This window comes from Flavobacterium collinsii (assembly GCF_946903285.1).
Taxonomy (GTDB): domain Bacteria; phylum Bacteroidota; class Bacteroidia; order Flavobacteriales; family Flavobacteriaceae; genus Flavobacterium; species Flavobacterium collinsii.
In genome coordinates, this window is the sequence record NZ_OX336425.1 from 5,396,326 (window position 1) to 5,421,495 (window position 25,170).

At 35.3% G+C, this 25,170-nt stretch carries 20 protein-coding genes; 14 read left to right on the forward strand and 6 right to left on the reverse strand.

Going from position 1 to position 25,170, the window contains the following annotated elements; all coding sequences use genetic code 11:
• Positions 1 to 7: 7 nt before the first annotated feature.
• The 8 genes from OGZ34_RS21640 (at position 8) to OGZ34_RS21675 (ending at position 5,825) form a co-directional block, all read left to right on the forward strand.
• Positions 8 to 466: a YciI family protein gene (locus tag OGZ34_RS21640; RefSeq protein ID WP_173966352.1), complete on the forward strand. Its 459-nt coding sequence runs from the start codon at positions 8 to 10 to the stop codon at positions 464 to 466.
• A gap of 9 nt (positions 467 to 475) precedes the next feature.
• Positions 476 to 1,042, forward strand: a complete 567-nt coding sequence (locus tag OGZ34_RS21645; protein ID WP_173966351.1) for a sugar O-acetyltransferase — start codon at positions 476 to 478, stop codon at positions 1,040 to 1,042.
• 7 nt (positions 1,043 to 1,049) lie between these two features.
• Complete coding sequence (gene gloA2 / locus OGZ34_RS21650) at positions 1,050 to 1,439, forward strand: SMU1112c/YaeR family gloxylase I-like metalloprotein (RefSeq protein WP_173966350.1); 390 nt, start codon at positions 1,050 to 1,052, stop codon at positions 1,437 to 1,439.
• Positions 1,440 to 1,576: 137 nt separating this feature from the next.
• Positions 1,577 to 2,857, forward strand: a complete 1,281-nt coding sequence (locus OGZ34_RS21655; RefSeq protein ID WP_263361709.1) for a chloride channel protein — start codon at positions 1,577 to 1,579, stop codon at positions 2,855 to 2,857.
• Between the two features lie 80 nt (positions 2,858 to 2,937).
• Positions 2,938 to 3,537, forward strand: a complete 600-nt coding sequence (locus OGZ34_RS21660; protein WP_263361710.1) for an HPP family protein — start codon at positions 2,938 to 2,940, stop codon at positions 3,535 to 3,537.
• Positions 3,538 to 3,706: 169 nt separating this feature from the next.
• Positions 3,707 to 4,246, forward strand: a complete 540-nt coding sequence (locus tag OGZ34_RS21665; RefSeq protein ID WP_173966347.1) for an IS1096 element passenger TnpR family protein — start codon at positions 3,707 to 3,709, stop codon at positions 4,244 to 4,246.
• A gap of 116 nt (positions 4,247 to 4,362) precedes the next feature.
• A complete protein-coding gene (locus OGZ34_RS21670) occupies positions 4,363 to 4,722 on the forward strand; it encodes a four helix bundle protein (RefSeq protein ID WP_263361711.1) in 360 nt (119 codons plus the stop codon).
• 44 nt (positions 4,723 to 4,766) lie between these two features.
• Positions 4,767 to 5,825, forward strand: a complete 1,059-nt coding sequence (locus OGZ34_RS21675; protein WP_173966345.1) for a nucleoid-associated protein — start codon at positions 4,767 to 4,769, stop codon at positions 5,823 to 5,825.
• Positions 5,826 to 5,910: 85 nt separating this feature from the next.
• Here OGZ34_RS21675 and OGZ34_RS21680 read toward each other — a convergent pair whose 3' ends face one another.
• Together OGZ34_RS21680 and OGZ34_RS21685 are read right to left on the reverse strand one after the other, a co-directional pair.
• On the reverse strand, positions 5,911 to 6,492 hold the full coding sequence (locus OGZ34_RS21680) for a TetR/AcrR family transcriptional regulator (protein ID WP_173966344.1): 582 nt from the start codon (positions 6,490 to 6,492) through the stop codon (positions 5,911 to 5,913).
• Positions 6,493 to 6,565: 73 nt separating this feature from the next.
• The gene (locus OGZ34_RS21685; protein ID WP_263361712.1) at positions 6,566 to 7,318 is read right to left on the reverse strand and encodes an SDR family oxidoreductase; all 753 of its coding nucleotides are present in this window, start codon (positions 7,316 to 7,318) and stop codon (positions 6,566 to 6,568) included.
• Between the two features lie 229 nt (positions 7,319 to 7,547).
• Between OGZ34_RS21685 and OGZ34_RS21690 the strand changes: the two genes are divergently transcribed.
• Positions 7,548 to 9,917 (forward strand): GAF domain-containing protein, encoded by a 2,370-nt coding sequence (locus OGZ34_RS21690; protein ID WP_263361713.1) that lies wholly within the window; start codon positions 7,548 to 7,550, stop codon positions 9,915 to 9,917.
• Positions 9,918 to 9,930: 13 nt separating this feature from the next.
• Here OGZ34_RS21690 and OGZ34_RS21695 read toward each other — a convergent pair whose 3' ends face one another.
• Positions 9,931 to 11,109, reverse strand: a complete 1,179-nt coding sequence (locus OGZ34_RS21695; protein ID WP_263361714.1) for a Pycsar system effector family protein — start codon at positions 11,107 to 11,109, stop codon at positions 9,931 to 9,933.
• Positions 11,110 to 11,135: 26 nt separating this feature from the next.
• Here OGZ34_RS21695 and OGZ34_RS21700 point away from each other — a divergent pair, with 26 nt between their 5' ends.
• Entirely contained in the window at positions 11,136 to 14,870 is a 3,735-nt protein-coding gene (locus OGZ34_RS21700; RefSeq protein WP_263361715.1) for a metallophosphoesterase, read from the forward strand.
• A gap of 225 nt (positions 14,871 to 15,095) precedes the next feature.
• On the opposite strand, the gene OGZ34_RS21705 is transcribed toward OGZ34_RS21700, so the two are convergent.
• The gene (locus OGZ34_RS21705; protein ID WP_173966339.1) at positions 15,096 to 15,956 is read right to left on the reverse strand and encodes an SdiA-regulated domain-containing protein; all 861 of its coding nucleotides are present in this window, start codon (positions 15,954 to 15,956) and stop codon (positions 15,096 to 15,098) included.
• Positions 15,957 to 16,093: 137 nt separating this feature from the next.
• Entirely contained in the window at positions 16,094 to 17,146 is a 1,053-nt protein-coding gene (locus OGZ34_RS21710; RefSeq protein ID WP_263361716.1) for a hypothetical protein, read from the reverse strand.
• Between the two features lie 110 nt (positions 17,147 to 17,256).
• On the opposite strand from OGZ34_RS21710, the gene OGZ34_RS21715 reads away from it, so the two are divergent.
• From OGZ34_RS21715 to OGZ34_RS21725, 3 genes are read left to right on the forward strand one after another with little or no spacing between them, the layout of a single operon-like run.
• On the forward strand, positions 17,257 to 18,171 hold the full coding sequence (locus OGZ34_RS21715; protein ID WP_263361717.1) for an ABC transporter ATP-binding protein: 915 nt from the start codon (positions 17,257 to 17,259) through the stop codon (positions 18,169 to 18,171).
• Positions 18,172 to 18,174: 3 nt separating this feature from the next.
• Entirely contained in the window at positions 18,175 to 19,011 is an 837-nt protein-coding gene (locus tag OGZ34_RS21720) for an ABC transporter permease (protein ID WP_263361718.1), read from the forward strand.
• Between the two features lie 15 nt (positions 19,012 to 19,026).
• Entirely contained in the window at positions 19,027 to 21,381 is a 2,355-nt protein-coding gene (locus tag OGZ34_RS21725) for a T9SS type B sorting domain-containing protein (protein ID WP_263361719.1), read from the forward strand.
• 111 nt (positions 21,382 to 21,492) lie between these two features.
• Here OGZ34_RS21725 and typA read toward each other — a convergent pair whose 3' ends face one another.
• Positions 21,493 to 23,289: a translational GTPase TypA gene (typA, locus tag OGZ34_RS21730; protein WP_173966334.1), complete on the reverse strand. Its 1,797-nt coding sequence runs from the start codon at positions 23,287 to 23,289 to the stop codon at positions 21,493 to 21,495.
• A gap of 168 nt (positions 23,290 to 23,457) precedes the next feature.
• On the opposite strand from typA, the gene OGZ34_RS21735 reads away from it, so the two are divergent.
• The gene (locus OGZ34_RS21735) at positions 23,458 to 25,167 is read left to right on the forward strand and encodes a PAS domain-containing sensor histidine kinase (protein ID WP_263361720.1); all 1,710 of its coding nucleotides are present in this window, start codon (positions 23,458 to 23,460) and stop codon (positions 25,165 to 25,167) included.
• The last annotated feature ends 3 nt before the right edge of the window (positions 25,168 to 25,170 follow it).

Sequence of the window (25,170 nt, forward strand, 5' to 3'; positions counted from 1 at the left end):
TTATGATATGAAAAAAATATTCTCATTTTTAGCTTTAGTATTATTCAGCACAATTGGGTTCGCTCAGGAAACAGAAGTTAAATTCGATGAAAATCTTGCGAAATCATTGCATGCAGACGAATACGGAATGAAAAAATATGTATTTTGCCTTTTAAAATCCGGAAGCAACACCTCTGCATCCAAAGAAGAAAGCAAAAAACTGTTTGAAGGTCATATGGAGAATATCGGAAAATTAGCCAAAGAAGGAAAACTGGTTGTTGCCGGTCCTTTTATGAAAAACGACCGAAATTATCGCGGCATCTATATTTTTAATGTTGAAACCATAGAGGAAGCAAAAGCATTGGTAGCAACAGATCCTGCCATAAAAGCCAATTTGCTTGAAGCCGAATTAACCCCTTGGTACGCCACGGCAGCTTTGCAGGAAACTTTGAAAATTCACGAAAAAATTGCCAAAACAAAAATATAAGTACATTTTATGAAAACAGAAAAAGAGAAAATGATCTCGGGAGAATATTATGTTGCGGGAGATCCTCTCTTAGTAAAAGAACGTCGAAAAGCCAAGAATTTACTGCATCGATTAAACGTAACGGAATATCGTCTAACGAAAAAAGCCAAAGAAATTTTAGCTGAACTGATTCCGAACACCGGCAAAAGTTTTTATATCGAACCTCCTTTTCACTGTGATTACGGTTACAATATTTCATGTGGCGATAACGTTTATTTTAATGTAAACTGTGTTGTTCTGGACTGTGCGCCAGTAAACATTGGATCAAATGTGTTTTTTGCGCCAAACGTTCAAATTTACACTGCGACGCATCCGCTTGATGCCGAACTTAGAAAAACGCTCGAAAATGCACTACCCATTACTATAGGTGACGATTGCTGGATAGGTGGAAATTCTGTAATCTGTCCAGGCGTAACCATCGGAAAAGGTTGTGTCGTTGGCGCAGGTTCGGTAGTCACCAAAGATATCCCGGACAACTCTCTGGCTGTTGGAAATCCGGCAAAAGTTATTCGAAAATTAAATCAGGAACCCCAATAAAAAAACAATGCTTACCTTAAATAAAGTTCATCATATTGCCATTCTATGTTCGGATTATCAAAAATCTAAAACATTCTATACTGAAGTCTTAGGTTTAACCATTATTCGGGAAATCTATCGCGAAGAACGCCAGTCCTACAAACTCGATTTGGCTTTGAATGGCACCTATGTAGTCGAACTATTTTCATTCCCTAATCCGCCAAAACGTCCTTCAAGACCCGAAGCTGTGGGCTTGCGCCATTTGGCTTTTGAAGTAATCAACTTAGAAGAAACCATCGCTTTTTTAGACACCAAAAATATCGAATCGGAGCCGATCCGAATCGACGAAATCACCGATAAACGATTCACTTTTATTGCCGATCCGGATGAACTGCCCATTGAGTTTTACGAACGATAATTCAAAAAACGCTAAGAGAATTCCTCTAAACCAGTAACTTTAACACAATATAGGGAGTGATTTATATGAAAAAACGAATTTGATTGGCTAATTTTGTAATCCGCGTGAAAAAATGCGATTTCAAAAATCAACGTCTGATGAACAAAACGGCTAGAATCAAAAAAAATCATCAATTTATTGTCCTTCAAAAATTAGTTATTGTTTCGGTATTAATTGGCTTTCTTTCGGCCTTTTTAGGAATCTCACTCAAAAAAATTACCGAATATTACGAAGAAATTTTCTTTCATGAAGTCTCCGTAAATCCTGTTTTTTATATCATTTTCCCAGTCTTCGGATTGTCTGTCATCTACTTTTTAAGACATTATCTGTTCAAGAAAAAAGAAAACAAGGGCATTAAAGAAGTTTTTGAAAGCACAAAATCAGACTCAAAAAACTTGCCTTCGTATAAAATTCCGTCACACTTTATCAACGGTTTACTGACTGTTGCTTTTGGAGGCTCAACCGGAATCGAAGTCTCCACCGTAGTGGCCACTGCTACCATCGGATCTGTTGCACAACAAAAAGAAAATGTATTTCGTAAATACAAAACCGAACTTATCTGCGCAGGAGTTGCTGCAGGAGTTACCGCTTTATTTAGCAGCCCAATTGCGGGAATCTTATTTGCTTTAGAAGTAATCTCCAGAAAAGTAACCCGTGCTTTTGTTATTTCCAATATCATTGCCGTTTCAATTGCTTTTGGTTTACTTACCATTTTAAAAGAAGAACCTTTATTCGCGGTCTCCATTACGACCTGGCATTTAAAAGCGATTCCGTATTTTATTCTTTTAGGAATATTAGCTGGGCTAAATTCGGTTTACCTAACTCGTTGTGTGCTATTTTTTAAATCTCAATTCGGAAAAATTGATACACATTATTATAAAATCTTAATTGGCTCTGTCGTTCTAAGTGTTTCTTTGTTTATTTTCCCTCAACTATATGGCGAAGGTTATCATGCCATAAAAGGAATTTTTAGCAATTCGGCTGAAATTCCGTTGACACTGACTCTGGCTCTCACTTTTATTGGAATTTTAGTCCTGAAACCAATTGTAACCTCTGTAACATTAGCTTCTGGAGGCGATGGAGGCGTTTTTGCTCCAAGTCTTTTTATTGGTGCTTTCTTAGGATTGCTACTGGCATCCATTTTAAACACCTTTTTTCATGTACATGTAATTCCTGTAAATTTTATGATTATCGGAATGGCGGCTGTTTTAAGCGCAAGCATTCATGCTCCTTTTACAGCCATATTCTTAGTTTGCGGATTAACTAACGATTACACTTTGTTTATTCCTATTTTGGTTGTTTGTCTGATATCAAAATATACCGCAAAAATGATCTATCCTTACACCGTTTATACTTATTCGACAGATTTAGTAAAATAAATTTTCAAACACTGATATAACACATCAGTTCAGGTTTTAGTCCTGAATTTAAAAAATACCACATCAAATATTTAGCAAATATGCCAACTCCAAAAATAAAAAGAGGCTATCGTAAAACCCGTTATATACTTTACAAAGAGACTTTAATCGATTATAAAGAACATTTCTGGTCTTTTATAGGATCTTTTGTTGGTATTGGAATCCTTTCTTATCTGGAATCTATTCGTTTTTCCGGCACTGATATAGTTTTCTTAATTGGTTCTTTTGGAGCGTCGAGTGTACTGATTTACGGAATCATTCAAAGTCCGTTCTCGCAACCCCGAAATTTAATTGGAGGTCACGTAATATCAGCAATTATTGGAGTAACCATAAACAAATTAATTCCGGACATTGTTTGGCTTTCTGCACCTTTGGCAGTTTCCTTTTCGATCATATTTATGCAAATTACTAAAACGCTCCATCCTCCCGGAGGAGCTACTGCACTTATTGCGGTTACAGGTTCTGCCCAGATAAAAGACCTGGGTTATATGTATGTACTTTCTCCTGTTTTAGACGGTGTCCTTATTTTATTCATAACGGCATTAATTTTCAATAATATGACTTCAAGCAGAAGTTATCCGAGCCATAGTACCTATCACAAACATTATCACAAGATCAGGAAAAGATTAATCGGAAAGTAATTACTTTTTTCACGATAATCATTATGAGTCAGTTCAGAGCCTGTTTATTACAAAAGACTCATACACTGCTACCTCCGACGAATAAAAAATATTTTCAACAAATCGTACTTCACAATTCATAAATCATTATTTATATTTTACCTTTGACCTCTCAATAAAAACAAAGATTATGGTTTATAAATTTAGAGTAATTCTAGACGCCGAAGAAGATATTTTTAGAGACATTGCAATTCTTGAAGACGACACTCTTGAGGATTTACACAATGCAATCTTCAACGCTTTTGGTTTTGACGGAATGGAAGTAGCTTCGTTTTATACCTGCGATGAAACCTGGAATCAAGAGGATGAAATTCCACTTTTTGATACGGGTGACGTTCCTGGTGAACAAAGAACTATGGGCGATTATCCGTTATCTTCTATTTTAGACAAAGAAAACACCAAAATCATCTATGTGTATGATTTTATCAATATGTGGACATTCCTGGTTGAATTAGCTGCTATTGAAGATCAAATCGCAGGAGCTCCATACCCAGAAACGCTATTCTCACACGGAGAAATGCCGGACGAAGCCATCGAAAAAAACTTTGAAGCCGACATGCACGACGACATCTACGGAGAATTTGAAGACGATCTTGATGAAGACGATCTTGACATGTTTGAAGGCGACGACAGCTTTGAGGATTACGGATTTGAGGAGAATTGGAATTAGTTTTTAAGGTACATAGGTTCAGAGTGACAAAGGTTCAAAGATATTTTCTATAAAACTTTTTTCAAAAAGAAAGAATATTCTTATTTTTATATTTAATTTTTTAAATATAATAGATTATGAATACTTTCCGGGATCTTTTAATCTGGCAGAAATCAATGAACTTGGTTACTGAGATTTACCAAATAACAAATTCATTTCCAAAAGAAGAGATTTATGGACTATCTTCACAAATCAGAAGAAGTTCAGTATCAATACCCAGTAATATTGCAGAAGGTTATGGCAGGGACGGAAATAATGATTACCTGAAATTTTTAAATATTGCAATGTCTTCGTTATTCGAAATGCAAACCCAACTTGAAATCTCATTCAATTTAAAATACTTAAGCGAAAATCGTTTTAACAAAATAAATGGAGAAAGCAGGGAAATAGAACGAATGTTAAGTGCTTTTATCAGAAAAATAAAAGCCCGAAAATAAACTTTGTTCCTTTGGACCTTTGCCTCTCTGAACCTAAATAAAATATGATAAACTTATTCAACACCCACATCGAGACGCTTGCGATACACCGCGTAGGAAACAAAAGCAGAAACGAAGCAATTTTTTTATCGGAACAGCCATTTAATTTAAATGACGAGATCGTTCCTTTGATAAAAGAGTACTTTTTTAAGCCTTTCAGAGAGAAGGAAGAAAACTATTATCAGTTTGCGCACGAAGTCGATTTGGATTATAACGATATGTTTAAATATGCTACAGAGATTTTTGACAATCCTGGAAATTTACAGGAGATTTCAAAAAGAATCACAACACATTTATTCGAACAGTCCAATCACCCGCATATTAAAAACGGAGAGGTTTACATCACCTATCTAACGAATCTAAGTATTGACAACAATGTTGTTGATGCCATCGGAATTTTCAAAAGCGAATTACAAGCCGACTTTTTACAATTTGAAGAAAAAGACAGCAACCTTGAAATGATCCTGCAACAAGGTATCAACCTCAGTAAATTAGACAAAGGTTGTTTGATTTTTAACTATAAAAAAGAAGAAGGATACAAAATCCTAACTGTTGACAGCAACCGTTATGATGCGCGTTACTGGTTGGAGCACTTTTTATCTGTTGATGCTTTTGAGGATGAAAACTTCATCACTAAAAAATACTTAAAATTCTGTCAGAACTTCGCTAAAGATGTAGTTTTACCGGCAGAAGACAAAAAAGAAGAAGTAATGTTCATGAACCGATCTGTGAATTATTTTGCAAAAAATGATCAGTTTGAAGAACAAAATTTCTTAAACGAAGTATTAGACAATCCAGACTTAATTCCTGAATTCAAAAACTATAAAGTAGATAAAGGAGAAAAATACAGCATCGAAGATGTAACCTCATTCCCTATTGCCAATGCTGCAGTTTCTGACGCACGAAAATCGATTAAAAACGTAATCAATCTGGACACTCACATTCAGATTAAAATGGATTTTATTAATCCGGAAAGTGCTGAGAAATTTGTTGAAAAAGGTTGGGATGAAGAAAAACAAATGTATTACTACTTAGTGTATTTCAATAAAGAAGAAAAAAGCTAAGAGTTATTCATTTTCTATTACTTACTTAAAGCAAAAAACGGCAACTACACCAGTAATTGCCGTTTTTTTATGCTTCATTCCAAAGTCACAATACCGAAAATATCACTTTTAGAATATCGTCGTAAACCTTCTTATCGTTCTCTCCGGAGCGAGCCAACACCCTGATTCCGGTATAATTATTAAAGATAAAACGAGCCAGCATTCTTGCTTCTAATTGCGTTGAAATTTGTCCCGCCTTCTGTCCTTTTTTTACTGCTGCCAAAAAAATCTCCTCCACTGTTTGCCGATTATCACTCACAATTTTAGCAATTTCTGCGTCATGCATAGCGAGTTCAACAGCAGCATTTACAACAAAGCACCCCTTTGTCATTCGGTCATCCAGACTTTCAATAACCGCCTGTTTAAAAATCTCGGTTAATGTTTCTTTTATATCTTCTGATTGGTTCAAAAGATTCCTTGTGGCTTCCTGCCCATGCTCCAGATACCTTCTTAAAGCTTTTGAAAAAAGTTTCTGTTTGTCTCCAAAAGTATCATACAAACTCGAACGGCTTAACCCCAAATGCGTTACCAGATCCTGTGCCGAAGTACCGTTATATCCTTTGCACCAAAAAATTTCTATCGCTTTATCCAGAGCCTTATCCTCATCAAATTCTTTTGTTCTGGCCATAACTTCATAATTAAATTCTCTTACAAAGATACGAAAAATTACGGAACGATTGTTCCGTAATTAGAGCGAAAAATTAAACCACTGTGTTTACAGTAAGCCCACCGTCTACCACAATTTCGGTTCCTGTAATAAACGAAGCATCGTCTGAGGCAAGAAAAGTTACTGTCTTAGCAATCTCTGAAGCTTTACCAAAACGTTTCAATAAAATTTTATCGCTTAACGCTGCACCAAATCCTTCGATTTCTGCTTTTTCTAATCCTAATTTTCCAAAAATAGGCGTTTCAATAGGCCCCGGTGAAATCGCATTAATTCTGATATTTCTGGGTGCCAGTTCTGTTGCAAAAACACGGTTTAAAGATAACAAAGCCGCTTTACTTGCCGCATAAACTCCTGAATTTTCCATACCAACATTGGCATTTATAGAGGTATTAAAAATAACAGAACCTCCGTCATTTAAAATAGGCAACAGCTTTTGAAGTGTAAAATAAACTCCCTTAACGTTCACATCCATAATCGAATCATAATGACCTTCGGAAGCAGATTCCAAGGGAGCAAAAGAAGCGATTCCGGCATTTAAAAACAGGATATCAATTTTACCAAATTGGTCTTTCACTTCGGCAACTAAACCGTCAATTGATTTTAAATCGGATTGGTCCGATGCAATTCCGGTTACTTTCAATTCAGCTTCTGCTTTTGCTAAAGCTTCTTTGTTTCTTCCTGTCACAATTACTTTTGCCCCATTTGCCACCAAATCTGCTGCAGCAGCGTACCCTATTCCACTATTTCCACCTGTTACAATGGCTACTTTATTCTCTAATTTTTTCATTTTAATTGTTATTAAATTACTGATTATTTGATTATTCTCACACAAAGATATAATAACGGAACGATCGTTCCGTTATTAATTACGTTAATATTTTGTTAAACAAAAAAAATACTTTTTAACCCTAGTCTTTACAAGCTTTTTTTCGCTCTATGCTGTTATAAAGGAAAGAAATAATGAAATGCTAAAAATTCTTAATTTATGCTTAAATTTACAGTCTAAACCACTTCAGATGGATATTCATTTACACAACGAAAGTCCTTTCGAAACGATCATATCCTTTCATAAGCTTATCGAATCTTTTGAGGAAATTGCTTTGTCGGATGTTGATTACAGGGCTAACTATGCAAAAGCTGTTTTAAAACAGATCGAATCCATTCCGGAACTTAGAACCGGAATTAAGGAATACTCGATCATTAAAGACAATGAAGCTTTAATCAAAAACCTTTTGGCCGACATCTTTCCGACTGCCTTGACGCATAACGAAATAAAAGCGGTTACGATACCTTTTCAAAATGTATCTTTTAATTATACCGAACGTTTTAAACAAATTCTAAACAACGCAGGTTCTGAGTTTGATATGGAAATTCGTGATTTCGACGATCATCAGTTCTATGTCAACAACTGTTGTCTAATTTTAGGCGTTTACTACAAACAACCTATTGATTTTAATAAGCCTTTTTTCTATGATATTCCGGACGAAAATGGAGTAGAAAAACACTATCGCATTTTGTACAATGCCGATTTTATGGAAATTATTCCAACAGAAAAATCAGTCCCCTTAACCCAAGAAGATATTGATTTGCTGCTTGACAACTACAATGATCTTGAACTTTGGAAATCAAAATTCCCTAAGGGAAGCTGGATTTTAAAGGGCTTTGGAATTGTTTCTTTATTTGATGCTACGACAGAAAGTGCCATTTCGAATCTAAAAAGTAACTTATTGAAACCTGATTCAAAAAACGTTGCGACAGATGAAATCGTATCCAACATTTTTAAATCTATCTTTAAAATTCCAGATTTAAAGGTTGGATTTATTGTTTACAATCCTGAGGAGGAAAAATTCATAAGACCTGTTAAATTCGACACTCAGTTACAAAGTTTCCTGCTTTCTAAAGATCAGGAAATCGATTGTAAAAATGCTTTCTTTGGATGTACTTTCGAAAAATTATTGGGCAATAAAGAACCATTGGTGATTTCTAATGTCGAAAAATTCATTGAAGAATCACCAAATATAAAATTAGGAGAACATTTATTAAAACAAGGAATCCAAAGTTGCGTTTTTGCTCCTGTTATAAAAGATGGGCATTTATTGGGTGTTGTAGAATTGGTTTCGTCAAAGATAAAAGCACTCAATACTATTAATGCGACAAAACTGGAACTGGTTCTCCCGTATCTGACGGATACTATTGATCGTTACAATACGGATATGCAACACCAGATTGAAGCCATTATTCAACGGGAATACACTACAATTCACCCTAGTGTCTACTGGAAATTCAAAAGGGAATCACAGAACTATTTCCAAAATATAAATCATACCAAGGATTATATTTTTAAGGAAATTGTATTTAAAAATGTGTATCCGCTTTACGGACAAATCGACATTAAAGGTTCTTCTGAACATCGAAATGAAACGGTTAAGATTGATCTTAAAAATCAATTGAACGCTTTGTTAAAAATTTTCGAATCCCAGGATCCTAACACCAATCTGGTACTTTTGGAACAGCGAAAATTTGAGTTGGAATCCTTCCGTGATGAACTGGATGCACCTTTAAAAGCAGATACGGAGCAATATATACAACGTTATATCGAAGAAGAAATTCATCCTCTTTTAAAGAATACAAAAGAAACCGAAAAAAGCGAAGAACTCGAACGTCAGTACTTTGAAAGTCTGGACGCTAAGAGCGGATTGTTTTATCAGGAAAGAAAGAAATTTGATAATGCAATGTCTATTATCAATAAAAAACTGGCATCGGTTCTGGATAAAAAACAACTTGAAGCTCAGCAGATTTATCCACACTATTACGAACGATTTAAAACCGATGGTGTAGAACATAATCTTTACATAGGCGCTTCTATTGCGCCAACCCAGCCATTTGATATTATGTATTTGCACAACTTACGTTTGTGGCAATTACAAACCTTGTGTGAAATGGAGCTTGAACACCATCAGCTTAAAGAATCACTCCCATATGAACTGGATGTGACTTCTTTAATTTTAGTGTTTACTTCTCCGCTTTCGATCCGTTTCAGAATGGATGAAAAACGTTTTGATGTTGACGGAACCTACAATGCCAGATATGAAGTGGTGAAAAAACGCATCGACAAATCGAATATCAAAGGCACAAAAGAACGTATTACGGAGAAAGAGAAAATTACGATTGTCTATTCACAAAACAGTGAGGAAGCTGAATATTTGAAGTACATCAAATACTTGCAGCACAAAAAAATTCTCGAGCCTTCTATTGAGCAATTTGAAGTTGAAGATCTTCAAGGAGTTTCAGGTTTAAGAGCAATCAGGGTAAAAGTAATTAACAACAACACAAATCCAGTGGCAAAAAAAATTACCTATCAGGACTTACTAGATGAGCTCAACTAAAAATTAGTTGAGCTTATATTGATTTGAAAGCAATTATAAAAGCGATCACTGTAACAATTATCCCAACCATAAAAAGATTGTAAGCAATACGCAGTAAATTGTACTTGCGTTGCAAAACCAGTCCCAGGTAATACAAATCTTTAATCATCGTGGAATACAAGTAATCGCGATCTTTCATCATTTCGTTCATCGCCCAGTCATATTCTTCCAATGGCATTTTGTAGAAGTTTCCAAAGAATAATAAGTTAATTTTCTTGGCTTCGATATCTTCACGTGTAAAAACTCCCGTAGTTACTTTGGGTCTCGTCGAAAGAATGGCAAAAATAATGGTCACCACACTAGAAATCAACATCACAAAAGTAGGAATAACAAGATGTGCATTTTTCGGACTGTCCAATTTCGGGATAATCGTAGACAGTGCAATCGAAATAATAATGGCATTAACAGACAATAGAATGTTGGCTTTACTGTCGGCAATACCACTCAAACGGGTATGATTTCCTAAAGTAACACGAAACAGGGTATCGACGCCACGATCTGGCTTTTCAACTTTCTCTTTCTTTCTGTTTTCTTCTTCGATTCGATCCGCTTCTTTCTTTTCCTGTTTTTCAATTTTCTTTTGAACCAAAAGCAGATTTCTCTCTTTTAAAGGCTGCCATTTTTTAAGCGCATAATCCGTGTAAAATCGATGCTTATTCATTAAAAAATTCAGGTTCTCTTTTGCCCATTCAGCATTAGAAAAATTTAAATTCCAGGTATTTTTTAATTCAATACGCAGTAATTCACAGGTAGTTGCGTATTCGGCTCCCATGAGATGAGCAAAATCTGCATCTTTAATTATTTTCTCCAAATGTGTTTTAGGAATATACTCTTTCACTGTTGCCAGGATCAAACTGGAAACCTGTGCTATAAATTCATCCGACTGTTCTTTTTCTTTCAAAAAAACTGTAGCAATTCCCACGCTCTCCTGCTCGTGATTCTCATAACCTTTAACATATCCGGTGTCATGAAACCAAGCCGCTACCAAAAGTACTTCTTTCTCCTCTGCCTTAACATCTTCCTTTTTACAAAGCTCTTTGACAGCATTTACTACCGTTAAAGTATGGTTAAAATTATGATAAGAATATAAATTAGAAAGTTTATCTTTGAGTAAATTACTAACAAAATCTTCGGATTGTTCTATTAAATTCATAGAGAATATTTTTACACCACTAAATTATGAAATTGTTTTTGGATAATCATTTTATTGCGAAAATTAAAACTTGTTCTTTGGCAATAACGGTATTGCTGCTCTCCTATTCCTGTGCGACACACAAAGCACAATACGGTAAAAATGTCAGCGCTAACGAAACGGAAAACGCAACAGATAGCATAAAAATTGCCCACACTTTTTATTTAGTAGGAGATGCCGGAAATGCCGACGAAGAAAAAGCACAACAAACACTTGAACTACTGCACCAAAAACTAAAAAAAGCAAGTAAAAAATCGACTTTACTTTTTTTAGGAGATAATATTTATCCGAAAGGTTTTCCTGCTAATGATAATGCTACAGAAAAGGCTTTGGCAGAAACAAAACTTACCAATCAGTTAAAACTCACCAAAGGATTTAGAGGAAAAACCATTGTTATTCCCGGAAACCACGATTGGTACAACGGTATCAAAGGTCTGGAACGTCAGGCCGAATTTGTGACTAAATATTTAAACGATAAAAAAGCCTTCCTGCCCCGAAAAAGCTGTGCCATAGAAGATGTAAAAATAGACAGTACAGCAACTTTAGTAACTATTGACAGTGAGTGGTTTCTGGAAGACTGGGACAACCATCCCACAATCAATGACAATTGTGACATCAAAACCCGAGAGGATTTCTTTGACGAACTGGAAAGCATCCTGAATAAAAACCAGGAAAAAACAGTTATCCTTGCTATTCACCATCCTCTGATGAGCAACGGTTCGCATGGCGGACAGTATTCGTTAGAAAAACAATTGTTTCCGTTAGAACAAAAAATCCCGCTTCCGGTAATTGGTTCTATCATTAATTTACTGCGAAAAACTTCCGGTGCCAGTCCACAGGACATTCAAAACAAACAATATACGATTTATGCTAAACGTATTAAGACACTTTTGCAAAGGCAGAAAAATGTAATTGTAGTTTCCGGACACGATCATAATCTTCAATACGTCAACAAAGAAAACATCAAGCAAATTATTAGTGGTGCAGGATCAAAATCTGAAGCTGCAAGAGCAATCAATTCAACCGATTTCTCTTATGGAGGAAATGGTTACGTCACTTTAACTTTATTCAAAAGTGGAGATGCCAAAGTTTCTTTCTTTGGAAATGAAAACAACCACGAAAAATTACTTTTTGAACACGAAATCATAAAAGCAAAAGAAATCAACTGGGCTGCTGATATTCCGAATAATTTCCCTCCTAAGATGACCACTTCCATCTATTCCGAAAAAATGACTCAAAAAAGTGTATTCCATAAATTCCTCTTCGGAAATCATTACAGAAAATATTACAGCTTACCGATCGAAGTTAAAACGGCAACTTTAGACACTTTAATGGGCGGGCTTAAACCTATTCGTGAAGGCGGCGGACACCAGTCCAAATCCTTAAGAGTATCTGATCCTAAAGGCCGTGAATATGTGTTGCGTGCGTTGAAAAAAAGTGCTACACAATTTTTACAGTCCGTAGCCTTTAAAGATCAGTACATTGTTAATGATTTTGAAAACACTTATGCCGAAAACTTTTTGTTAGACTTCTACACAACCTCTCATCCTTATACTCCTTTTGCAGTTGGCAATCTGGCGGACAAACTAGGATTGGCGCATACAAATCCGATTATATATTACATTCCGAAACAAAATACTTTAAAAGAATTTAATTCGAATTTTGGAGATGAGTTGTACATGGTCGAAGAAAGACCTGCCGACAATCATCTGGACGGTAAAAACTTTGGAAATCCAACAGATATCATAAGCACATCTGATATGATGAAAAACCTTCATAAAGATGAAAAATACACTGTTGATGAAAACGAATACATAAAAGCACGTTTGTTTGACATGCTGATTGGTGATTGGGACAGACATGATGATCAATGGCGTTGGGGTGAGTATAAAAAAGACGGAAAGATTACTTACAAACCAATTCCACGCGATCGCGATCAGGCTTTTTCGAAATATGACGGTACTTTACTTTCACTGTTGATGAACATTCCTGCGCTGCGTCACATGCGTACATTCAAAGACAAAATCGACAACGTAAAATGGCTCAACAGAGAACCTTACCCACTCGATTTGGCATTTTTAAGAACTGCCGACGAAAAAGACTGGATCGCTCAGGCAAAATACATTCAGGAAAACCTAACCGATGCTGATATTGACACTGCCTTTAAAAACCTGCCAAAAGAAGTTCAGGACGAGACTATTAAAGACATACAACAGAAGTTAAAGAGCCGAAAAAAAGAACTTCAAAAATATGCTTCCGAATACTTTGATGTTTTGAGCCATACGGTGATGATTGCCGGAACGGATAAAAAGGACAAATTTGTAATCAATCATAGCGCTAAAAAAACACTGGAAATTAAGGTTTTCAGAATAAAAAAAGACGGCGACGAATTAGTGTATACCAAAACCGTTACAGATGCCAAAACTTCCAATTTATGGATTTACGGTTTGGACGATAACGATGTTTTTGAGGTAACAGGTAAGCAAAAATCAAACATAAAAATTCGTTTGATTGGCGGACAAAACAATGATACTTATAACATTGAAAACGGAAAGAGAGTTATCGTTTACGACTTTAAATCAAAAGAAAACACATACAATCTGGATTCAAAAACAGGAACGCAACTGACAGATGATTACGATGTCAACTTATACAATTATGAAAAACCAAAGTACAATGTGGTTTCAGGGCTTCCAAATATTGGATACAATCCTGACGATGGTGTAAAACTTGGTTTTAACTTAAACTACACCATCAACAATTTTAAACAAAATCCATACACCCAAAAACACGTTTTAAATGGTTTTTATTATTTCGCAACAGGAGGTTTAGAATTTAATTATGCTGCGCATTTTCCTGGCTTGCTTGGTAAATGGGTTATTGACGTTGAATCTCTGTACACAACTCCAAATTTTGCAATGAATTATTTTGGATACGGAAATGAAACTGTCAATAATACAGAACAATTTGATATGGATTATAACCGCGTTCGTATCCAGAAATTTAATGTTTCGGCAGCGATCAGACATGTCGGACGATATGGAAGCGAGTTCAGCATCCAACCCATGTTCCAACAAATGAGAGTAGAAGAAACCAAAAACCGATTTATTGACATTCCTAACATCATCAATCCAAATGTTTTTGAAAGCCAGATATTTGGTGGAGCAAAAATCAAATATCAGTTCAAGAATTCTGATTTTGCCGCTAAACCAACTTTGGGGGTTACTTTCATGATCTCGGCAGCGTGGTTAGCCAATCTAAATGAAACCAAGCAAAACTTCCCTACTCTTGAAAGCCTTTTAGGATTTACGCATAAAATTGATTCTAACGGAAAGCTGGTTTTAGCTACTCTTTTAAAAGGAAAAGCACTGCTGAACAATAATTATGAATTTTATCAGGGCGCTGCTTTAGGTGGTGATACTGACCTACGCGGTTACAGAAATGAACGCTTTTTAGGAAGCTCTTATTTTTCGCAAAGCACCGACTTACGATTTAGTATTGGTAAAATTCAAAAAACAATTGCTCCGTTCACTTACGGAATTCTGGGTGGTTTTGACTACGGAAGAATATGGCTTGATAGTGAAAATTCCAGAAAATGGCATCAGGATTACGGTGGCGGACTTTGGCTGAACGCAATCAATGTGCTAACCGCAAGAATCACTTATTTCAAATCTCCAGACGAAACAGGAAGAGTCATTTTTGGAGCGGCTTACAGCTTTTGATTTTATAGGGACTAAGGGACTTAGGTTCTAAGGTACTGAGTTTAAAAATTAGCCATGAATTCACGAATTTTAATTTCTTAAATCATTCGTGAATTCATGGCTAACTTTTTTTTAAGATACTAAGATTCTAAGCTTTCTTTCCTGGGATTCAAAAATGATGCAGTAAACTAAAATTCGTGAATTCGTGGCAAAAAAAACTTAGAGCCTCAGCACCTTAGTACCTTTTTATTTTAGCTTAAACTCATAAACATTTCCACCAGTCTTATTGGCCTTCTCATCGGCTATCAGCAAGGTGTTATTGTCTTTAAAAACGATGGCTTCTTTTTGTGAAAAGTGATCCAGTTTAATTTCGGTTTGAGATCCTTTATGAAACAAATCGTTTTTATAGCCTTTAAACAAAACAATTTTATCATGACTTAATAAAACTACTTTTTTTCCGTCTGGACTAATTGTCGCACTGGTTAAAACACAATGATTGTAATTGTCGCAAGTCTTAAACTCTCCAATTTTAGTAGCTTTTTGAGTCCCGGGCGCATTCAAAATTTTATAAACAAAAGCAGTTCCATCAAAATTTTTACTGCGGTTTTTGGTAAAAAGATAAAAGTAATTTCCATGTTCAAAAAAACCTTCAACATCATAAAACAGTTCTTTTTTCTTTGGAGGAAATTGCGTTTGTTCCGGGTATGAAAACGAAACTTTATACTCTGCCACTGCCTGATCTTTATTCAACTGGTTCTTATTGACTTTATAAATACACAAATCTTTACGCTCGTTGTCGTTATTCCCAAAATCTCCAATATAGACATTCCCGTTTTTGTCTTTCGTAATATCTTCCCAATCTACATTTGTCGCATTTGAAATTGTGATTGCCTTTGCGATTTTCCCATCTGACTTTATCGCATAAATCTCATTTTTGTTACCACTGTCCTCTAAAGCATAAATTAAATTCGTTTCCGGGAAATAAGTAATTCCTGAAACTTCTTTTAGCTTCTTCGGAAGAGCGTAAAGTGTCTTTAAATTTGTATTTGACTGTTGCTGACAAGCCAATAGAGCGATAGAGATCCCGAGTAAAAAAACCTTTTTCATAATATTTTCTTTTTAATATTTTAATCGAACTAAGCCCTCCAAAATAAGCTAGGATTTTGTTTAGGCATTGTACCTGACGAACTAAAAATTCAGGTACTCACTATAAAATGCGATATAAATTGTAGTCCATTTTGTGCTTAAACCAAATTTGTATTTTTAAAATTACGTGTAATAAATTCAAATGCGGCAAACATAATGTGTCCCATCGATTTGGCATTCTTAAACTTCATATCATTGGTATAACGATACAATTCCATTTTTAGTTGATTCAAATGATCTTCTGTTGAAATCGTATCATGACACATGATGTTCAATAGCTTTCTGATCCTGTTTTCGGCAGAATGAATACGTTTTGCCAAAATCGCTCTTTCCTCATCTTTATACTGAATAATGGATCGGTCTTCTAGTTTCTCTTTAATCAATTTTATCATTGGATAATTTTCTTTAAAAAACTGCGGCCGATAGACTTTAAAGTTTCCTTCGTAACATTGCTGATCAAAATCAATTGGCCGTATTTTATAGACCACCTGATCAAAATCATGAATGGGTACAATCACATAATTGTAAGCCCGCATATCTCCTAAAAGCCTGATCATGCAACGTTCGTTGAACTTCACAAACTCTTTTGCAATTTGCGACTTTTCCATTTCCGTACAACTATCCAGTAAAGTATCCATAAAAACATCACCCGGAATCCCGATAATGTGCTCCTCAATTAAAGTATCCTTAAAAACCAGAAAGTTGATTTTATCCGGCGAAAGAATATCTTCCAGCTCCAAACCGTAGATTCTTGAAGCATCTGCTTTTTTGATATAAAAATGAACATAATTATCATTGAGAATATTACGAACTTTTATTCGGAATGGTTTAGAATTTCCGAAAGTACAGTAATCAATTGCATCAATGTTTAAGTACTGAATGATCTCATTGTTCCCGTCAGAATGCAAAAGTGAATAGATTTTTTTAAGATTCAGATCGATTTCATTTCGCTCAAATTCACTATAATACACTCTAATCCATAAAGTATCCGTTTCGTTTTTATCATAAACATTTACAGAACCCGTAAATCGCAATAAATCATCATAGAACACAGATACTTTCGAAATACGTTCGTATCGCTCTAAATAGCTTAGCAGAGATGGCATTAAAGGATAGGATGGTTTTTTTAAAACCATTAAAGGTTCGCTCATTTTTTTGAATATCTTTATTACAAATTTACATGAATAGCCTGATAAAAATAAATTTAACGTAACAATATACAAGTTGAATCGTCATACATAAAACTAAAACCGAAATAAATTTGGAAACCATACTTACTATTGAAAATCTTCACAAGAGATACGGTCGCATTCAAGCCTTAAAAAATGTATCTTTTGAAATACAAAAAGGCCACGTTTATGGCATCTTAGGCCCAAACGGCAGCGGCAAATCAACCACTTTAGGAATTGTCCTGAATGTGGTTAACAGAACATCCGGAAACTACAGCTGGTTTGGAGGAAAAGTAGAAACACATGAAGCACTGAAAAAAGTAGGCGCAATTATCGAAAGACCCAACTTCTACCCGTACATGACTGCGGAAGAAAACCTGAAACTGGTTTGCAAAATAAAAAGCATCAATTATTCAAAAATTAATGAGAAACTTGATTTAGTAGGCTTATCCGAAAGAAAAGACAGTAAGTTCAGTACTTTCTCGTTAGGAATGAAACAACGTCTGGCAATTGCTTCAGCATTGTTAAATGATCCTGAAATTTTAATTCTGGATGAACCAACAAATGGTTTAGATCCGCAGGGGATTCACCAAATCAGGGATATTATCAGAAAAATTGCGTCACAGGGAACGACTATATTGTTAGCTTCTCACTTACTGGATGAAGTCGAAAAAGTATGTTCACATGTAATTGTTTTACGAAAAGGAGAAATTTTATACTCCGGTTCAGTAGATGGTATGTCTGCAAACGAAGGTTTCTTTGAACTTCAGGCGAATGATAATCTGGCACTAAAAACCATTCTGGAAACTCATCCGGCAGTAGAAAAAATCACAGAAGAAGAAGACGGCAAAGTTCTAGTCTATCTCCACTCTGAATTATCAGCCTCGGAACTCAATCTCTTTTTATTTTCTAAAAATATTGCTTTAAGTCATTTGGTAAAACGCAAAAACAGTTTAGAAGCACAATTTTTAGAATTAACCCAGAACGCCACTATCCAAAACAACTAGACCATGAACAGACTAATCTCTATAGAACTACAAAAAATCTGGAAAAACAAAGCCAGCCGTATCCTAACTTTAACCTATTTCGTACTGCTTTCGTTTATTGCTTTAATAGCCTCAATAAAATTTGACATAGGTCCATTCAAATTTCATGCGGCAGAAATGGGTATCTTTAACTTCCCATTTATCTGGCATTTTAATGCCTATATAGCTGCTTTACTTAAACTTTTCCTGGCAATTGTCATTGTTTCGATGATGGCCAATGAATACAGTTACGGCACTTTAAAACAAAACTTAATTGACGGTTTAAGCAAAAAAGAATTCATTTTATCAAAATTCCTGACAGTCATATTGTTTGCATTAGGCTCTACTATTTTTGTGTTTATAATGAGTTTGATTCTTGGATTTTGCTTTTCATCGTATACTGAGTTTGACGTTATTTTTATGGATTTAGATTACCTTCTTGCCTTTTTTGTAAAACTCTCCGGTTTCTTCGCATTTTGTTTATTTTTAGGGATTCTGGTAAAACGTTCTGCTTTTGCTTTAGGTTTTCTTCTAGTGTGGAGTATTATTGAAGGAATTGTAAAAGGCCTTTTGATCTTTCAGATTTTTCCAGAAAGCCAAACTGGTCACACCATAATGAAATTTTTCCCTCTGGAAGCCATGTCAAACCTAATTATTGAGCCTTTTACAAGGTTATCGGTAATCAGATCTATCGGAACACAAATAGGGGTTGAAAACACTAAAGATTATGGTGTACACTATACCTCAATTTTAATCGTTTTAATCTGGACATTCTTATTTGTTTACTTTTCATACAAACTATTAAAGAAAAGAGATTTGTAGTATATTTGCTATACCATGAAATACTCTAAAGCCTTATCGCTAGTATTTTTTCTGTGCTTGTTATCTGTAAAGATAGAAGCGCAGAATATTACTGTAGACGATTCCAGAACTCCCGAAGATTTAGCAAAAAACATTTTAATAAACAGCACTTGTATTGATATTAGCGCTGTTAATGCAACCGGAAACCCGGCAAATACGGGTAAAAGTTATGCCTATTTTAATTCAGGTGGTGGTAGTTTCCCGTTTTCAGGAGGGATTATTTTAAGTACATCACCAAGTAAAAATGCCGAAGGACCATTTATAAGAGCAAACTCCGAAGGCAAGACCAACGACAGCTGGCTAGGTGATGTGGACTTAAATAAAGCATTAAACAATGTGGAAAGCCAACACGCAACTGTCCTTGAATTTGATTTTGTTGCGCTAACGAACTCTATCAGTTTCAATTATATTTTCGCATCAAACGAATATCAGATATTTTATCCGTGTAAATACTCAGATGGATTCGCTTTTCTAATTAAAGAAGCAAACACGAGTGATCCCTATAAAAACTTAGCTGTTTTACCTAACACTACAATACCTGTTTCATCTACAACGATCCATGCCAAAATTGAGCCCTACTTGGCAATTGGTGTAAACGAAAACGGCTGCCCCGCTTTAAATGAAAAGTTCTTCAATGGCTATAATACCGTCAACAGTCCTATAAATTATGCCGGACAAACTGTTGTTATGAATGCTCATTCGCAAGTCTTACCAGGTAAAAAATATCACTTAAAACTGGTAATTGCCGATGATGAAACAGGGCGATACCCCTCAGCTGTTTTTATAGAAGCCGGAAGTTTTACCTCGACCATAAATTTTGGAGCAGACAGAACAATTGCCGACAAGAACCCGGCCTGTTTTGGTGAAGGCATTGTCTTAGACACACATCTTGACAATAGTCTCTACACTTTTAAATGGTTAAAAGAAAACACTCCTAACAATTATGTAGAAGTTTCTCCCGCAGAAACTGGCTCTACCTATACCGCAACAGCTACAGGAAATTATAAAGTAGAAGCCACCCGTGATGGCACCACTTGTGTTGCTACCGGACAAATTAAAATTGAGTTTGCACCGGAAATCTTATCGACCAGCACCTCATTAACACAGTGTGACGATAACGCGGACGGAGTATCAATCTTCAACCTCACAAAAGTTGCCAACCTCATTAAAAATAATATTGCCGAAACACTGAACAAAGGATACTACGAATCATTAGCAGATGCGCAAGCTAAGACCAACGCAATTCTGACACCTGAAAAATACAGTAATAAATCCCAAAATCAGGTTATTTTTGTCAGACTTGAAAATCAATACGGCTGCTCTAAATTTCCAGAAGTAACATTACAAATTTCCAACACTCCAATTGCCAGTCAAAATCCTTTCACCACTTGTGACAAAGATGAAAAACAAGACGGTCTCTCCCAATTTGATCTTAATGCCGAAGTTACACCTCTAATTGCTACAGGTTTACCATCGGGCTTGACTTTTAGCTACTTTTTAAACACCAACGATGCTTTATCAGACACAAATGCATTACCAACTATCTTTAAAAACACTACTGCTTTTACTCAAATAATTTATGTAAAAGCCACAAATGGACCAGATTGTTACGATATACTTCCCATTACCCTTGTTGTAAATACTTTCGATCCGCCTAACTTCGAAGAGGAATCAAAATACTTGTGTAAAGAGGAACCGATTATCTTAAGTGCTGCCAGCGGCTTTGCCAGCTATTTATGGAGCACCGGAGACACCTCAAACTCCATTACTATAAACACAGAAGGGAATTATTCAGTGCTTGTAAAAAATGCAGACGGTTGTGAAAAAACCAAAAAATTCAAAGTAATACTTTCAGAACCTGCAGCTATAACTGGTGCATCTGTAAAAGATTTCTCCGGTGATGAGAATTCAGTTTTAATTCAATACACAGGGGTTGGTAATTATGAATTTTCATTGGATGGAAGTTTTTTTCAGGATGCCCCATTATTCACTAATGTCAGACCCGGAGTTTACAATGCTATCGCAAGAGACAAAAACGGCTGCGGACCATCAAACCAATATCAGGTTTACATTGCAGACTACCCAAGATTCTTTACTCCAAATGGAGATGGTTATAATGATTTATGGTTAATTAAAAACTCCGATCAGCTTCCGGTTTACAAAATATTCATTTTTGATCGTTATGGAAAATTACTCAAACAAATGGATCAAAATACGCTGGGCTGGAACGGCCAGTTTAATAATCAGCAATTGCCAGCAGATGACTATTGGTTCAACCTTCAATTTGTTAATGGCAGAGTCATAAAAGGTCACTTCAGCTTAAAAAGATAAATTACACAACTTCCGATTGGGTATTCGAAATACCCGTTTCACCCAAAATATTGAGCAATAAAAAAAGCCATTCGAAGTATCGAATGGCTTTTGTTTTATTTACAGGATAAATTAGATTTTAAATCTTTTTCTATCCGTTTCAGTCAAATAAATCTTTCTAAGACGAATAGACTTTGGAGTAACCTCTACATACTCATCTTTCTGAATGTACTCTAATGCTTCCTCTAATGAGAAAATGATCGGAGGAATAATTCTCGCTTTTTCATCATTTCCAGAAGAACGAACGTTAGATTGTTTTTTCTCTTTAGTTACGTTTACACACATATCATCACCACGAGAGTTTTCACCAATTACTTGCCCTTCGTAAATTTCGGCATTTGGCTCAACAAAAAACTTACCACGATCTTGCAATTTATCGATAGAATAAGGAATAGCTTTTCCTTTTTCCATAGAAATCAATGAACCTTTGTTACGTCCGGCAATTTCTCCTTTGAAAGGCTCATATCCAATAAAACGGTGTGACATAATAGCTTCACCGGCAGTAGCCGTAAGCAATTGATTTCTTAAACCAATAATTCCACGTGATGGAATATTAAATTTAATGATCATACGCTCGCCCTTAGTCTCCATACTTAACATTTCACCTTTACGAAGTGTTACGAACTCAACTGCTCTACCTGAAAGATTTTCTGGTAAATCAATTGTTAATTCCTCAATTGGCTCACATTTTTTACCATCAATTTCTTTAATGATAACTTGTGGCTGACCAATTTGCAACTCATAACCTTCTCTTCTCATTGTCTCAATAAGAACAGATAAGTGAAGTACTCCACGGCCAAAAACCATGAATTTATCTGCAGAATCAGTTTCACCTAACTTCATCGCTAAGTTTTTCTCTAATTCTTTTGTCAATCTTTCTCTAATATGACGAGAAGTTACAAATTTACCTTCTTTACCAAAGAAAGGTGAGTCATTGATTGTAAACAACATACTCATTGTAGGCTCATCAATAGCAATAGAAGCTAAACCTTCAGGGTTTTCATGATCTGCAATAGTGTCACCAATTTCAAAACCTTCAACACCAACTATAGCACAAATATCTCCTGCAATTACTTCCGGAACTTTTTTACGTCCAAGACCTTCAAAAGTGTGTAATTCTTTAATTCTTGATTTCGTTACAGCACCATCTCTTTTTACTAAAGATATCGGCATACCTTCTTTCAAAACACCTCTCTCTAAACGACCAATAGCGATACGCCCGGTAAAAGCAGAGAAATCTAAAGATGTAATCAACATTTGTGGAGTTCCTTCAGAAACTTTAGGAGCAGGCACATTGTTTAAAACCATGTCTAATAAAGGCTCGATGTTTTCTGTTTGGTTTTTCCAATCGTCAGACATCCAGTTGTTTTTAGCAGAACCGTAAACCGTTGGGAAATCCAATTGCTCTTCAGTTGCTCCTAATTCGAACATTAAGTCAAAAACTTTTTCGTGAACTTCTTCCGGAGTACAGTTTTCTTTATCAACTTTGTTGATAACTACGCATGGCTTAAGACCTAAGTCAATCGCTTTTTGTAATACGAAACGAGTTTGTGGCATTGGACCTTCAAAAGCATCCACTAGCAAACATACACCATCGGCCATGTTCAATACACGTTCTACTTCACCTCCAAAATCCGCGTGGCCAGGAGTGTCAATAATATTGATCTTTGTTCCTTTATATTGAACCGATACGTTCTTTGAAGTAATAGTAATACCTCTCTCACGCTCTAAATCGTTATTATCAAGAATTAAATCACCTGTGTTTTCGTTGTCACGAAATAATTGACAGTGATACATAATTTTATCAACCAAAGTGGTTTTACCGTGATCGACGTGGGCAATAATTGCAATGTTTCTAATAGATTCCATCTGTGATTTTTAATGGGTGCAAAGGTACACTTTATTTTGATATAAAAAACGTTTCTGCGATAGTTTGCGTAGAGACAAGTAATTAGTTCCCCAAAAACAATGTAAATTTAAGTCTAAATTGAACTTTTCTTATTGTTTAATTATAGTTAAATTAACTATATTTGAGTGATGAAAAGTAAAACTCTACAAATTACTCTAGTTTATATTATCATATCGTTATTTGTGGCAATCATCTGTCATAAATTACTCACAACTTACTTTTCAAAGACCGATTATTATACTGTTTTTTTCTTAAAGGACATTTTCTTCATTTTAACTACGGCCTTGTTTTTCAAATACATACTTTCTAAAAACGAAAGAAAAAGCATTACAATTTTCAAAAAACTAAAAGAAACAAACGAAGAAATAAAAGAATCAAACGAAAAATATGACATTGTTGCTAAAGCAACAAGTGACACAATTTGGGACTGGAAAATCCAGGAAGACAGCATAAACTGGAACAAAGGAATAGAAAGCGTTTTTGGATATAATCCGAAAGAAGTTGGAAAAACATCTAAGTGGTGGTTTGACAAAATACATCCCGAAGACAGCATCCGAATGTCTATCAAACTATACTCTTTTATTGAACAAAAAACAGAAAAATGGCAAGACCAGTACCGTTTTAAATGCGCAAACGGGAGCTACAAATACGTTTTAGACAGAGGTTTTTTACTCAAAGATGAAAACGGAAGAGCTACACGAATGATCGGAGCCATCCAAGACATCACCAAACAAAAGGAAGAAGAACAGCGTTTAAGACTTCTAGAAACAGTAATTACACAATCTAAAGACTCAATATTAATAACAGAAGCTAATTCAACAGACCGAAAAATACCTAAAATTGTTTATGTAAACCCTGCTTTTTCACAAATGTCAGGATATTTATCAAATGAAATAATAGGAAAATCACCAAATATTTTCAAAGGACCAAAATCAGATTCAGAAGAATTAAAAAAACTCTTAAAAGCTATAAAAAACGAAGAGGAGTGCTTAATCGAAACTATTACCTACACCAAATCAAAAGAGGAATATTGGGTACGATTTTCAATGATTCCCATTTTTAACACCGAAGGCATAATTTCACACTGGATTTCCATACAAAGAGACATTACAGACGAAAAAAAACTAGAAACAGAAAAAGAACACCTAATTCGTGAATTAACTCAAAACAACAAAGACCTAAAACAATTCTCCTACATTACTTCACACAATTTACGTGCGCCGTTATCCAACTTAATCGGACTCTTAAATCTTATCGAAGACATCCCTATTGAGAATGAAGAACTCGAAGAAATCCTTACTGGATTTACCAAATCAACACATTTATTAAACGAAACTATCAATGACCTCGTAAAAGTCATTATCATCAAGGACAATCCTTCAATGCAAAAAGAAGAAGTCTCTCTACAAGAAGTTTTCGAAAACGTATTTAGCCAGCTTTCTTTCCAAATCGAACTACACAAACCAATCATAAAACTCAAATTCGACAAAGTCCCGCTGCTAAACACAAACAAAGCTTATATCGAAAGCATTTTACTAAACCTACTAACCAATTCGATAAAATACAAATCAGAAAATAGAAAACTAAAAATATCCATTACAGCAGAACAAATCGACCACAAAGCAATTCTAACTTTCAAAGATAACGGAATTGGAATTGACCTAGAAAGAAACCGCGATAAAGTCTTTGGGCTATACCAACGATTCCACAACTACCCCGACAGCAAAGGTCTCGGCTTATACCTTGTAAAATCACAAGTTGAGACGATGGGAGGAACAATCAGCATTGATAGCGAAGTCAACAAAGGCACCACATTTACAATAACATTCAAAAACTAACTC

Coding starts and splice junctions, on each gene's coding strand:
- OGZ34_RS21640 (WP_173966352.1), top strand. CDS start 8: ATGAAAAAAATATTCTCATTTTTAGCTTTAGTATTATTCAGCACAATT.
- OGZ34_RS21645 (WP_173966351.1), top strand. CDS start 476: ATGAAAACAGAAAAAGAGAAAATGATCTCGGGAGAATATTATGTTGCG.
- gloA2 (WP_173966350.1), top strand. CDS start 1,050: ATGCTTACCTTAAATAAAGTTCATCATATTGCCATTCTATGTTCGGAT.
- OGZ34_RS21655 (WP_263361709.1), top strand. CDS start 1,577: ATGAACAAAACGGCTAGAATCAAAAAAAATCATCAATTTATTGTCCTT.
- OGZ34_RS21660 (WP_263361710.1), top strand. CDS start 2,938: ATGCCAACTCCAAAAATAAAAAGAGGCTATCGTAAAACCCGTTATATA.
- OGZ34_RS21665 (WP_173966347.1), top strand. CDS start 3,707: ATGGTTTATAAATTTAGAGTAATTCTAGACGCCGAAGAAGATATTTTT.
- OGZ34_RS21670 (WP_263361711.1), top strand. CDS start 4,363: ATGAATACTTTCCGGGATCTTTTAATCTGGCAGAAATCAATGAACTTG.
- OGZ34_RS21675 (WP_173966345.1), top strand. CDS start 4,767: ATGATAAACTTATTCAACACCCACATCGAGACGCTTGCGATACACCGC.
- OGZ34_RS21680 (WP_173966344.1), bottom strand. CDS start 6,492: ATGGCCAGAACAAAAGAATTTGATGAGGATAAGGCTCTGGATAAAGCG.
- OGZ34_RS21685 (WP_263361712.1), bottom strand. CDS start 7,318: ATGAAAAAATTAGAGAATAAAGTAGCCATTGTAACAGGTGGAAATAGT.
- OGZ34_RS21690 (WP_263361713.1), top strand. CDS start 7,548: ATGGATATTCATTTACACAACGAAAGTCCTTTCGAAACGATCATATCC.
- OGZ34_RS21695 (WP_263361714.1), bottom strand. CDS start 11,109: ATGAATTTAATAGAACAATCCGAAGATTTTGTTAGTAATTTACTCAAA.
- OGZ34_RS21700 (WP_263361715.1), top strand. CDS start 11,136: ATGAAATTGTTTTTGGATAATCATTTTATTGCGAAAATTAAAACTTGT.
- OGZ34_RS21705 (WP_173966339.1), bottom strand. CDS start 15,956: ATGAAAAAGGTTTTTTTACTCGGGATCTCTATCGCTCTATTGGCTTGT.
- OGZ34_RS21710 (WP_263361716.1), bottom strand. CDS start 17,146: ATGAGCGAACCTTTAATGGTTTTAAAAAAACCATCCTATCCTTTAATG.
- OGZ34_RS21720 (WP_263361718.1), top strand. CDS start 18,175: ATGAACAGACTAATCTCTATAGAACTACAAAAAATCTGGAAAAACAAA.
- OGZ34_RS21725 (WP_263361719.1), top strand. CDS start 19,027: ATGAAATACTCTAAAGCCTTATCGCTAGTATTTTTTCTGTGCTTGTTA.
- typA (WP_173966334.1), bottom strand. CDS start 23,289: ATGGAATCTATTAGAAACATTGCAATTATTGCCCACGTCGATCACGGT.
- OGZ34_RS21735 (WP_263361720.1), top strand. CDS start 23,458: ATGAAAAGTAAAACTCTACAAATTACTCTAGTTTATATTATCATATCG.